Consider the following 11,747-nt stretch of genomic DNA (forward strand, 5'->3'; position numbering starts at 1 on the left):
AGATGCGCACACGAATCTCGCCGCGCGGGCCGGGGATCATCCGGTCTTCCACATGCGCCACATCCGGGCGCGGCGCCTTGGCGATCAGCGCCTCGTAATTGGCGCGCAGCACGGCGGGTGCGACGCTTTCCATCGGCGGCAGGCCGGCAGAGGCATCGACGATTGCCTGAAGCTGGGGATGCAAGGCCATGTCAGTCTCCATTCGCTATCTGAAAGCCGGCGTATCCGCTGGCCGCGACCGCGTCGCAAATCGCCCGGTAGCGGCCGATACCGCCAACAAAGGGCATGAAAACACGTGGTTTTCCCGGAATATTGGCTCCGAGATACCAGGAGTTCGCCTGCACGAAGAGCGTCGATTCCGCCGCATCGTTGACCTGCTGGACCCAGGCGTCTTCCGCTTCGGGTTCAGGCTCGATCCGCGTGGCACCGGTTTGCGCCAAGTGATGGATGCACCCGGCGATCCAGTCGATGTGCTGCTCGATACCCACCACCATGTTGACGAGCACCGAGGGGCTGCCCGGGCCGGTTACGACGAACATATTGGGGAAGTCCGCAGTCATCAGCCCGAGGTAGTTGCGCGGCCCATCAGCCCATTTGGCGCTCAGCGCCGCACCGCTACGCCCGCGGATATCGATCTGTGCCAGCGCACCGGTCAGCGCGTCGTAGCCTGTCGCACAGACGATCACGTCGACCGGCAAAACGGCTTCACTAGTGTGGATCGAATGCGCATCGATCATCGTGATCGGGTCGAGCTGCAGATCAACGAGCGACACGTTCGGGCGGTTGTAGGTCTCGTAGTAGTCAGAGCCGACGCAAATCCGTTTCGCCCCCAGCGGATAGCCGCGTGGGCAGAGCTTCTCAGCTGTCTCGGGATCATCGACCAGTTCACGGATGCGGGCATGGACGAAATCGGCGGCTGTCTGGTTGGCGGCCAGATCGGTCATGATATCGCTGAACGCGTGGACGAAGTTGACCCCGCCCAGTTCCCACCGGCGGCGATACTCCGCCTCGCGCGCATCGGCGCTGACCGAAAGCGCAGGGGTCTGGCTAAAATCGTAAAGGGTGCCAACTTGCCGCGCCTGCGCGCGGTAATCAGCATAAGCCCCCTTCCAGGCCGTCTGCTTCTCATCACTCAGCGGCTGGTTGCGCGCGGGCACCACGAAATTGGGCGTGCGCTGCAGGACCACCAGCCGCTCGGCCGAACGGGCGATTTGCGGAATGGCCTGCACGCCCGACGAGCCCGTGCCGATGACTGCAACAGACTTGCCCGCAAAGTCCGCGCCGTGATGCGGCCAGGCTCCGGTGTGCAAGATCTGCCCGGCGAACGTTTCGATCCCGGGGATATCGGGCAAGCGCGAGGCCGACAGCGATCCGCTGGCCATGATGCAGAAGCGCGCAGTGACCGCATCGCCACGATCGGTTGTCACATGCCAGCGGTCCAGCGCCGCATCGAAATGCGCCGATGTAACCCTTGTACCAAAGGAAATCAGCGGCCGCAGTTCGAACCGGTCAGCCACATGATGCAGGTAGGCCAGAATCTCGCCTTGTTGCGCATAGCGCTCCGACCAGACCCATTCTTGTTGAAGCGCATCATCGAAGGAGTAGCTGTATTGCAGGCTTTCCACGTCGCAGCGCGCACCGGGATACCGGTTCCAGTGCCATACCCCGCCAACATCGTCAGCGGCCTCGAACGCTTGGACGGCAAGGCCTTGAGCCCGCAGCTTGTGCAGCGCGTAGAGGCCAGCAAACCCCGCCCCCACGACAACAACGTCCAGTTGACGTGTCATAGGCCCGGTTCCACGCATAGCGGCGCGCGCAGCGCGGGGCGCTGGCCATTGAAGGTGGCGGGAAACAGGGTCTGCAAGGCACCATCGGCACACTGGACAAGGCCGCGTGCGCGCACCTGCTCGGAAGAGAGCGCTTCGCTCAGATCGAGCACGGGTGAGAGGCAGCAATCCGCATCGGCGAACTGCGCCGCAATCTCAGCCAGGTTTCGCCCGGCAAAGAACGCGGTGATTTCTGCGATCAGACCCGTTTGGGGCAGCGAGTCGTTCTGCCGCTCTACCCAGTCGGGCCGTTCTGCCGCCGCGCAGAAGTTCTGCCAGAACCGGGGCTCGACCGGCCCCAGCATGACATGCCGTCCGTCGGCGGTCCGGTAGAGGTTGTAGTAAGCCGCAGCCCCGTTGAGATACGTCGAGCCACGTTTCGGCACGGTGCCGTTCGCGCCCCATTCGGCTACCTGCATCGATTGCAGCGGCATCAGGGTGTCGGCAAGGCCAAGCTCGATATGCGCCCCCTCGCCCGTCCGCTGCCGGGCATTGAGCGCGCCGAGAATGGCAATCGCCGCATAGAGCGCGCCCGCCATATCCGCGATCGGCGGGTCGAAGAACACCGGAGCATCGCGGCCGTTGCGGTCCAGAATGCCGCTTTCCGCCAGATAGTTGCCATCATGGCCGGCCGCGTTGGCCAGCGGACCATCGGTGCCATAACCGCTGATCGAGCAATAGATCAGCGCCGGATTGCGTGCTGCCAGCGCCGCGTAGCCAAACCCGAGCCGCGCCATGACACCGGGCCGGAACCCTTCGATCAGCACATCGGCATCGACCAGCAGGCCTTCCATCGCACTGCGCCCATCAGCGGATTTGAGATCGAGCCGTCGCAGCGATTTACCCGCATTCAGGCTGGCGTAGAACACCGGCTCTCCATCCGCGTCCCGCGGCCCCAGATCGCGCATCCCATCTCCGGCGGGGGGCTCGATCTTTATCACCTCGGCGCCCATGTCGGCCAAGATCTGGCTCGTGACCGGCCCCGAAATGTACTGCGAGAGGTCGAGAACTTTCACGCCCGACAGGAAGGAACCGACATCGCCCAAAGCGCTCACCCCAGCGGGATCAGCCCCCGCTTCTTTTAAAACATTCTGACTGGATAGAAACCATACCAACGGGTATTATGCAAGCGCGATTGCCATCAGTTCGACCATCCACCGTCGATTATATGGCACTGGCCGGTGGTGAAACGGGCAGCATCGCTGGCCAGATAGAGCGCGAGGCTGGCAATCTCGTCTGCCTGCCCAAATCGGCCGAGCGGTTGCCGCGCGGCGAAGGCAGCGCGGGTCCGGGCATAGTCTCCACTTGCCTGCATCCGCGCCTCCAGCGCAGGCGTCTCGATCGTGCCCGGACAGATCGCATTGGCGCGGATGCCTTGCGCCGCGTGATCTGCCGCGAGCGCCTTGGTCATGCCGATGATCGCCGCCTTGGTTGCGCCATAGGCAAAACGGTCGGGTACACCGCGAACCGAACTGGCAACCGACGACATGGTGATGATCGAACCGCCTCCTCGCGCGATCATCCCTGGCAGCAAGGCGCGGATCATCCGGAACATGGCCGTGACATTGAGAGCAAACGCCCCGTCCCAGTCCTCATCACTGCAATCAAGCACCGTGCCGTAGGGCACCGTGCCTGCGCATAAGAACGCAACGTCCACTGTACCCGCCGTCCGTGCAAACGCTCCGACCCCGGCGGCATCAGTCAGATCGAGGGCGAAAGGCTCGCATCCGCAGGCACTCTCAAGCGAAGCCAACGCATCCGCGTTGATATCCACCGCCAGCACGCGCGCACCTTCGCGCGCAAAGCGTTCGGCACTGGCCCTGCCGATCCCCTGCCCGGCACCGGTGATGATCGCGGTCTTGCCATGCAAGGCGCCGGGGCCGCTCAATAGGGCGATTCCAGCCCGGCCAGCACCATCTCAGCGTAGATCTTGCCGATTTCCTCGGCGCTGACGTCGCTTTCCGCCGGCCTGAACCAGCGGTGCGTCCACCCGACAATGCCGAGCACGCCATAGGCCACAACCTTGGATGAACCAACGTTGCGGAAGGACTTGTCGGCATAGCCCTGCTCGATGATCGCGATCACCGCATCGGACATCTGCCTGTTGAGATCGCGCATGTAGCGCGACCACTCTGAGCGCTTGTCGCTGACATTGCTGAGGTTTTCGCGAATGTAGATATACATCAGCGGGTAGTGTTCGCCGTAGGACGACATCAGCGCGATGATCAGGTCGCTGAGCTTGCGCCGCGGACGCATGTCGCTGGCCTGAATCTTCTGCGCCAGTGCCACGTTGCGCTCCACCACGGTACGCACGATCTCGTCGAAGAGCTCCTCCTTCGACGAGATATAGTAGTAGAGTGACGCCCGATCGATATTCAATTCGGCCGCGACAGCAGTCATGCTCGCCCGCTGGAATCCCATCCGGTTGAACACCCGGATCGCCGCTTCGCCGATTTCCTTGCGGCGTTGCTGGTGCGAAACGCTGGAATCTTCGCGCGCCGCAGTGCGCCGTTTGCCGATACCGCTTTCGGAGGGTGCCATCATTGGCTTGCCGTGTTTCATCATGCGCCGCCAATTACGCGATCATGCGCGCCATTTCCAGTTGCAGGGCTCATCCGCGTGGCCCTCCGGCAACATAGAGCACTTGCCCGGTTACATAGCCTGACCGTTCATCGACGAAGAATGAAACCGCATGGGCAATATCCTCGGGCTGGCCGACCCTGCCAACCACCGTTCCGGCAATCGCCTGTTGCTTCATGTCCTCGAACGTCATGCCGACCCGCGCGGCCACTTCCGCCGTCATGGCGGTCTCGACAAAGCCCGGAGCAACCGCGTTTGCCGTGATCCCATAGCGACCCAGTTCGATGGCCAAGGTCTTGGTCAGTCCCTGCACACCGGCCTTGGCTGCGGCATAGTTGGCCTCGCCGAGATTCCCGAGCGCGGCCGTGCTGGAAAGGTTGACGATCCGGCCCCAGCCCGCAGCGCGCATGTGCGCTTGCACCGCACGGCTCATCAGGAAGGCGCCGCGCAAGTTGACGTTGATCACGAGGTCCCAATCCGCCAGCGACATCTTGCCGATCGTGCGGTCACGCAGAATGCCTGCGTTGTTGACCACAATCGTGGGCGGCCCGAGCGCAGCGGTCACATCAGCCACTGCCTGCTCAACAGCGGTTTCGTCCGCGACGTCCGCGCCGACCGCAAGGGCCCGTCGCCCGAGTGCCTCGATCCCGCGCACGGTTTCGCTGCAGGCCAACGCATCGAGATCGATCACGGCAATGTCATGGCCATCTGCGGCAAGGCGGAGCGCAATGCTCGCGCCAATGCCGCGCGCGGCCCCGGTGACAATTGCGACCCGCGTTTTGCTAGCGCCTGCCTCGCTCATGCCGCCTCCACCATGCGAGCGACGGCTTCCGCCAACATGAACTTGCGGGCGCGGCCCGATGCGGTTGTGGGAATGTCCGTTGCCTTCACAAAAAACAGGTGACGCGGTACCTTGAAGCGCGCGAGGCGTTCTCGAACGAGAGCCAGCAGCGCCTCACTCGTAATCTCTGCACCATCACATGGCACAACCAGCGCCACGCCAACTTCACCCATGCGTTCATCGGCCAAGGGCACGACATGCGCCTGCATCACATCGGGATGCGAAGTCAGTACGTCCTCCACTTCACTAGGCAGCACCTGCTCCCCCCCGCAGCGGTAGGATTCCTTGAGGCGCCCGGCCAGCGTGAGATAACCCTCGCCGTCGATCCGCCCCAGATCGCCGGTGCGAAACCAGCCCTCGGCATCGAACGCCGCCGCCGTCTCAGCCGGCTTGTTATAATACCCGCGCGTCACGCCAGGCCCCTTCGCGCGCAACTCACCTACCGCGCCGGCAGGCAGGACCGCCTCGCTGTCCGGATCGACCACCCTGTACGCGACCAGTTGGCCGCCAAGCGCCGGATCGCCGGCCACGCCCGCATCGCGCAGCCGGCCGTTGGTCTCGAGCAGCCGCTCGAACGGGTCATCGGGCCGGGTGACGGTGGAGGATGCGGTGACCTCGGTCATGCCGTAGCCGGTCGTGATCTCGGCCACGCCCAACACGCTGCCGATTTCCCTCCAGATCCGCTCGGGAGCACGGGTGCCGGAGGAAAGAACCGAGGTAAGAGAGGAGAGATCGCAAGCAGCATCCCGCGCCGCATCGATCACGGCCAGCGTCATGGTCGGCACCAGCAAGGCATCGGTGACGCGGTGCAGCGCGATGGCCTGAAGCAGATCCGCCGCTTCGAACCGCAACCGCGGAACGATTGCACCGCCGACGAACAGCACCGGCAGCATGCCCTCACCGTAGCCATAGACGTGGTACATCGGCAGCGCGAACACGATGCGCCGTGCGTCTTCGAATGCTCGCGACAAGGCACTGGCGAAGGCAGTGCGCAAGACCTGATCGTGGCTCAGCATCACGCCCTTGGGCGCCCCGGTGGTGCCAGAGGTATAGATGATATCCGCAACAGCATCCGGGGACGAGGAAGGGAAGGCCAGCCCCTCGGGCGCGCGATGCTCCAGCGCGGCCAAGGGTGTGGCCTGGGCCCGGGCTGGCTCCGAACCCGTGGGAAACACGACGACCGTCCGCAACTTCGGAAAGGCCTGCCCGCCACCGTGCTGCTCCCAGCCAGGCATGAGCTGATCGAGCATTGCCAGGGTATCGAGGCCCCGAAAGCAGTCCATGGTCACAAGCATGACCGCATCGGATTGGGCCAGAACATAGCCCAACTCCGCCTGCCGGTTCAGGATATTGATCGGCACGGCCACTGCCCCGACCCGCGAAATAGCGAACTTGAGCGCAACGAACTCAGGGTAGTTGGCCATGAGCAGCGCCACATGGTCACCTGGCCGTACTCCTGCCGAAATCAGACCGGCAGCCAGCCGCAGTGACCAGTCCGCCAGCTCACGATAGGTCCAGGACCGTTCGTCCGTGATGACATACGGCCGGTCGGGAAACTCCCCTGCTGCCGAATCCAGCATGCCGTCCAGCGAGCGCGCAATACATTTCGGAAAGCGCGTCGCCAGCGCGGCTTGTCGGTCCAAAGCGGACGACCGCAGGGCAGCCTCTGCCGTCACGCGTCCGCAGGGCCGCGATCTCGTTCGGCCTCATAGGCCTCAAGATACGTGCGATAGGGCGCGAAAGGCGCATCGCGCATGCGCACGGCCGGGCGGACCCCGCCCTCGCGCCACACCTTGGTGAACTCTTCCATCCCCGGCCCGGCAATGCCGAGCGCATCGAGATCGTTGGCCGCAGCCATGCCGGCCTGCATGCCGGCCGCCTCGAACCAGCGGTTGGTCACTTCCTTGTGACTGTAGATCGCATCGAGCGGCACATTGGATACGCGCTTGGCATAGGCCATCGCCACGGCTTCCAGTTCCTCGCGCGGCACAGCCCGGTTCACCAAGCCCATTTCGGCCGCTTCAACGCCGGTCATGTTGTCGCCGGTGAACAGCCACTCCTTGGTCTTGCGCATGCCGAGATGGATCGGCCACATCGCGAAGACATGAAGCTCACCCATGGCGCGTGCCTCGGGCTGGCCGAGCAAGGCATCTTCGGCGGCAAAGGCAATGTCGCACACGCCGATCAGATCGAGTGATCCGGCAACGCAGTGTCCGTGGACCACCGCGATCGTGCACTGGCGCAGGCGGAACAGGCGCATCCAGCGCTCGCGCGAGAGGTGGAACTCGCGACGCGACCAAACCGGATTACGGCGATGTGGGCGACGCTGCACTTCATTGATCGCGCTGTCGGCATCCCAGAGGTAGGAGAACTCCTTGAGATCATAACCCGTGCCGAAATGGGCACCGTTGGCCTTGATCACCAGGACACGCGTCTCGTCGTCATGATCAAGATCGTCCATCACCCGGTCAAGCTCATCGCGCAGCTGCACCGAAATCGCGTTGCCGGTGTGCGGCCGATTGAGGGTGACTGTCGCGATGCGATCAGCCTTTTCATAGATCAGGGTTTCAAACTGCATTGCCAGCATCCTTGGTTGTCATGTTCTCTGGTCACGATGGCTATCGCCGAGGAACGCCTTAGTCAACATATACGTTGATTTTATCCATCCGAGCCCGAAAACCGAGGCTTTAAATGCACCGAAAGCGGCTCGATCAACATAAGTGTTGATAGATGATCGCAGAAGAGATATCCGATTCGCCATGACGAATGATCTATCCCACGCCACTGTTGACATCCTGATCGTAGGCGCTGGCCTCGCCGGACTCCGCGCGCTCTATTCCATGCGCGAGGCCGGATTCTCGGTCGCCGTGCTGGAGGCGAGCGACGATCTGGGCGGGGTCTGGCACCACAATCGCTATCCCGGCGCACGCTGCGATGTCGAAAGCTACGACTATTCTTACATGTTCTCGCCCGAGCTTGAGCAGGAATGGCGCTGGAGCGAGCGCTACGCGACTCAGCCCGAAGTGCTTTCGTACATCCGCCATGTGGCGGACCGCTTCGACTTGCGCCCTGCCATCCAGTTCAACACGCGCATGGCGCGTGCCGAGTTCAATGAGTCCAGCAATCGCTGGTCCGTGACTACCGAGGATGGCCGCACTTGGGATGCGGACACTCTGATCATGGCGGTTGGCCAGCTTTCAACGACCAAGCAGCCCACTCTGCCAGGGCAGGAAAGCTTCACGGGCGCGATCTATCACAGCGCCGCCTGGCCGCGCGAGGGCGTCGATTTGGCGGGGAAGCGAGTCGGGATCATCGGCACAGGCTCCTCCGGCGTACAGATGACGCCGCTGATTGCCGCCGAGGCCGCGTATCTCACCTTGTTCCAGCGCTCTGCAAACTTCAGCATTCCGGCCGCCAATGCACCGATCTCGGCTGAAGAGGACGCGGCGATAAAGGCGGACTATCGCGCCCGCCGCACCCGCGCGCTCAATTCTCCCAGCGGCCTCGGCTTCGTGCCTAATGGCGCATCGGCCCTCGAAGCCTCGGCAGACGAGCGCCAGGCGGTCTATGAAGCGGCGTGGGTCCGGCTCGGCTTCGGCTTCGCCCTGGCCTACAAGGATATCCTGCTGGACGAGGCCTCGAACGAGACGGCTGCAACGTTTATCCGCGACAAAATCGCCGCGCAGGTGAAGGATCCGTCGACCCGCGAACTGCTGACCCCGCGCGGCTTCCCCTTCGGTGCCAAGCGGCCCTCGGTCGACAGCAACTACTTCGCCACCTTCAACCGCGACAATGTGGCGCTGGTCGATATCAAGGCCGATCCGATCGAGGCCCTGACCCCGACCGGCCTCAGCACCGGAAATGCACACTATCCGCTCGATGTCCTAATCTACGCGACCGGATTTGATGCGTTCACCGGCTCACTGCTGCGCCCCGACATCATCGGCCGGGACGGGCTCAGCCTCCGGGACAAATGGTCAGCCGGCCCGGCGACCTACCTCGGGCTTGGAGTCTCTGGGTTTCCCAACATGTTTGTTCTGGTCGGCCCCGGCAGCCCATCGCTTCTCAGCAACGTAATCCTCTCTATCGAGCAGCAGGTCGATTGGCTGACCCAGATGCTGGTCCATGCAAAGACACTGGGCGCAGCACGGATCGAAGCCAGCCCAGATGCCGAAGCGCGCTGGGTCGATCATGTCAACGAACGCGCGCAGGAAACCCTCTACCCGAGGGCGGCGTCATACTATGTCGGTGCCGAGATTGAGGGCAAGCCGCGCGTCTTCATGCCCTATTCGGGCGGCGTGCGCGGTTACCGGCGCGAGTTGGAGCGCGTGGCCGCGAACGGCTACGCCGATTTTGGGATACCAAGCAAAGCCTCAGCAGGCGGGGGCACACCTGGGGGCATTCAGAACAATTGAATGAGAATTCCCATTTTTTTACATTTGTTTAAGCCATTTTCTAGTCTCCCTCCGTCTCCGCCGCCGATCTGGCGCTGCCGCCGCCTGCCGAGGGGTCAGACGCGGTGGCTGCGCGCGTTGCGGCGGCGCGGCGTGTGCAGACCGCAAGGCTGGAGGGCAGCGGGCGACGCACCAACGCCGAACTGGAAGGCGATCTTCTCGAACGCTTCGCCACGCCCGACGAGCCGGGGCGCAAGCTCCTCGCCCAAGCGGCGGAAGCTATGCGGCTATCGGCGCGCGGCTACACCCGCATGCTGCGCGTGGCGCGCACGATTGCGGATCTGGCCGGGGCAGAGACGATTGGCCGCGTCCATGTGGCCGAAGCGCTGAGCTATCGGCGGATTGCGCCCAGAGCCTGACGACGCAGCTAGCGCCCCGCCATCGCTTTCGCCTTGGCCAGATAGGTCCGGCCGATGCGCAGCAGTTCGCCGTCCACCAGCTGTGCGGACCAGACGCCCAGCCCATCGTGCTTCAGCCCCGCAATCCGGTCGCGGCGCACGATGGTCGAGCGGTGGAGGCGGATGAAGCGTTCGGGGTCGAGCCGGTCTTCGAGGCGTTGGATCGTGTGGAGCAGGAGATAGCTTCGGGTTCCCACATGCAGGCGCACATAATCGCGCTCCGCGTCGATGCGGTCGATATCGCCTGCGGCAATGCGGATCAGCTCGCTGCGATGGGGGACCCAGAATTCCTCGATCCACGTGCTTTCCGCCGGAGCCGCCTCGGCGGGTGCAGCGGTATCGCGGCGGGCGAGGGCGCGCTCGACCGCGCGTTCGAGGCGGTCCTGCGCGACGGGCTTGAGGACATAATCCACCGCATCACAATCGAACGCCTCGACTGCAAAATGATCGTGCGCGGTCACAAAGATCACCGCAGGGCGCGGCGACATCCGCACGAGCCCGCGCGCCACGCCGAGGCCATCGACTTCGGGCATCGTCATGTCGAGCAGCACGAGTTCGGGGCCAAGCGCTTCACACAGACGCAGCGCCGCCGCGCCGTCGCTCGCGGTGCCGACCACGTGCAGCGCCGGGATGCGCGCGCAGAGGATCTGCATGCGCTCCACCGCGAGCGGCTCATCATCGACAATCAGGGTCTTCATTGGCGGCATAGGCATCTGTCCCCCGGTCTCCATCCTCAATCGCAGATCGACCGCACCAGCGGGATCGTCAGCACGGTGGCATAGCCACCCGCAGGCAGCGCCCCGCTTTCCACCCGCGCCTCATCACCGAAGCGCGCCGCCAGCCGGTTGCGCACGTTCTCGAGCCCGATGCCGGTTCCCGCGTTCGCGCCGGTCTTGCCCGGGCCGTCGTCCGCAACGGTCAGCACGAGCTTGCCGCCCGCTTCCTGCGCGGCGATGCGGATGGTGACAGGGCGAGTGCTTGCCGAGACGCCGTACTTGATCGAATTCTCGACCAGCGGCTGCAGGATCATGCCCGGCACGCAGGCGCTCTCAAGCCCCTGCGGCACATCGAATTCGCAGACCAGCCGCTCTGGAAAGCGCACAGCCTCGATTTCCAGATAGTGGCGCTGCAGCGCAATCTCATCGGCCAGCGGCACATCCGCCGTGGGATCGCCGGCGAGGCTGTGGCGATAAAAGCTGGAGATCGTCTGAATCATCTTCTCCGCCTGTTCGCTGCGGCCGACCATCACCAGCGCGGACAGCGAATTGAGCGTGTTGAAGAGGAAGTGCGGATTGACCTGATAGCGCAAGCTCCGCAGCTCTGCCGCCTTGGCCGCGCGCTTGTATTCCCCTTCGCGCCGCTCCGAAGCGCGCGCCATCTCGGCATTGCCGAGTGCGATATAGAGCCCGGCCCAGGCGATCAGCAGGAAATAACGGCCGAGCGCCACATCGGTGAGCTGCTTCCACAGACCCTCGTCCTCGATCATCTTGCTGATGATCGCGCTGTGCATCTGGGTATCACTGTCGGTGGCGGCGGGAGCGGGAGGCGAGGCCGGCGATGCACTCGCGATCGGCGCAGGTGATGGGGTCGGTGACGGCACGGTTGCGGGGGCAGCCTTTGCCGGGGACCGGGTCGCCGCATGACGCAC

The 11,747-nt window shown here is 63.9% G+C and carries 9 protein-coding genes and 3 pseudogenes; 2 read left to right on the forward strand and 10 right to left on the reverse strand.

The annotated features are described in order from the left end of the window. The 8 genes and pseudogenes from Q0071_RS20860 to Q0071_RS20895 form a co-directional block, all read right to left on the reverse strand. Positions 1 to 190 (reverse strand): annotated as a pseudogene (locus Q0071_RS20860) (hypothetical protein); the annotation flags it as partial. Position 191: 1 nt separating this feature from the next. Continuing rightward, positions 192 to 1,787, reverse strand: a complete 1,596-nt coding sequence (locus Q0071_RS20865; RefSeq protein WP_298174261.1) for an NAD(P)/FAD-dependent oxidoreductase — start codon at positions 1,785 to 1,787, stop codon at positions 192 to 194. Then, positions 1,784 to 2,881: a CoA transferase gene (locus Q0071_RS20870; RefSeq protein WP_298174262.1), complete on the reverse strand. Its 1,098-nt coding sequence runs from the start codon at positions 2,879 to 2,881 to the stop codon at positions 1,784 to 1,786. Before Q0071_RS20870 ends, Q0071_RS20865 begins: the two co-directional genes overlap by 4 nt. Positions 2,882 to 2,967: 86 nt before the next feature. Continuing rightward, the gene (locus Q0071_RS20875) at positions 2,968 to 3,714 is read right to left on the reverse strand and encodes an SDR family oxidoreductase (RefSeq protein WP_298174264.1); all 747 of its coding nucleotides are present in this window, start codon (positions 3,712 to 3,714) and stop codon (positions 2,968 to 2,970) included. Continuing rightward, positions 3,711 to 4,370 (reverse strand): TetR/AcrR family transcriptional regulator, encoded by a 660-nt coding sequence (locus Q0071_RS20880; RefSeq protein WP_298174265.1) that lies wholly within the window; start codon positions 4,368 to 4,370, stop codon positions 3,711 to 3,713. The genes Q0071_RS20875 and Q0071_RS20880 overlap by 4 nt, the downstream gene beginning before the upstream one ends. A 67-nt stretch (positions 4,371 to 4,437) precedes the next feature. Continuing rightward, complete coding sequence (locus Q0071_RS20885; protein WP_298174267.1) at positions 4,438 to 5,208, reverse strand: SDR family oxidoreductase; 771 nt, start codon at positions 5,206 to 5,208, stop codon at positions 4,438 to 4,440. After that, the gene (locus Q0071_RS20890; RefSeq protein ID WP_298174269.1) at positions 5,205 to 6,890 is read right to left on the reverse strand and encodes an AMP-binding protein; all 1,686 of its coding nucleotides are present in this window, start codon (positions 6,888 to 6,890) and stop codon (positions 5,205 to 5,207) included. The genes Q0071_RS20885 and Q0071_RS20890 overlap by 4 nt, the downstream gene beginning before the upstream one ends. Before the next feature lie 29 nt (positions 6,891 to 6,919). Next, positions 6,920 to 7,825, reverse strand: coding sequence for an enoyl-CoA hydratase-related protein (locus Q0071_RS20895; RefSeq protein ID WP_298174271.1), 906 nt, complete (start codon positions 7,823 to 7,825; stop codon positions 6,920 to 6,922). Positions 7,826 to 8,006: 181 nt separating this feature from the next. Between Q0071_RS20895 and Q0071_RS20900 the strand changes: the two genes are divergently transcribed. Both Q0071_RS20900 and Q0071_RS20905 read left to right on the forward strand, forming a co-directional pair. Further along, positions 8,007 to 9,662 carry an NAD(P)/FAD-dependent oxidoreductase gene (locus tag Q0071_RS20900; protein WP_298174273.1) on the forward strand — a complete coding sequence of 552 codons (1,656 nt, stop codon included), beginning with the start codon at positions 8,007 to 8,009 and terminating at the stop codon, positions 9,660 to 9,662. 53 nt (positions 9,663 to 9,715) lie between these two features. Beyond that, positions 9,716 to 10,060: pseudogene (locus Q0071_RS20905) on the forward strand (ATP-binding protein); the annotation flags it as partial. Between the two features lie 8 nt (positions 10,061 to 10,068). On the opposite strand, the gene Q0071_RS20910 reads toward Q0071_RS20905, so the two are convergent. Both Q0071_RS20910 and Q0071_RS20915 read right to left on the reverse strand, forming a co-directional pair. Beyond that, positions 10,069 to 10,797, reverse strand: coding sequence for a LytTR family DNA-binding domain-containing protein (locus tag Q0071_RS20910; protein ID WP_298174275.1), 729 nt, complete (start codon positions 10,795 to 10,797; stop codon positions 10,069 to 10,071). 35 nt (positions 10,798 to 10,832) lie between these two features. Continuing rightward, a pseudogene (locus Q0071_RS20915) lies at positions 10,833 to 11,555 on the reverse strand (histidine kinase); the annotation flags it as partial. Between the last annotated feature and the right edge of the window lie 192 nt (positions 11,556 to 11,747).

It is taken from the genome of Novosphingobium sp. (assembly GCF_027486195.1).
In the GTDB taxonomy this organism is placed as follows: Bacteria; Pseudomonadota; Alphaproteobacteria; order Sphingomonadales; family Sphingomonadaceae; genus Novosphingobium.

Coding starts and splice junctions, on each gene's coding strand:
- Q0071_RS20865 (WP_298174261.1), bottom strand. CDS start 1,787: ATGACACGTCAACTGGACGTTGTTGTCGTGGGGGCGGGGTTTGCTGGC.
- Q0071_RS20880 (WP_298174265.1), bottom strand. CDS start 4,370: ATGATGGCACCCTCCGAAAGCGGTATCGGCAAACGGCGCACTGCGGCG.
- Q0071_RS20885 (WP_298174267.1), bottom strand. CDS start 5,208: ATGAGCGAGGCAGGCGCTAGCAAAACGCGGGTCGCAATTGTCACCGGG.
- Q0071_RS20895 (WP_298174271.1), bottom strand. CDS start 7,825: ATGCAGTTTGAAACCCTGATCTATGAAAAGGCTGATCGCATCGCGACA.
- Q0071_RS20900 (WP_298174273.1), top strand. CDS start 8,007: ATGACGAATGATCTATCCCACGCCACTGTTGACATCCTGATCGTAGGC.
- Q0071_RS20910 (WP_298174275.1), bottom strand. CDS start 10,797: ATGAAGACCCTGATTGTCGATGATGAGCCGCTCGCGGTGGAGCGCATG.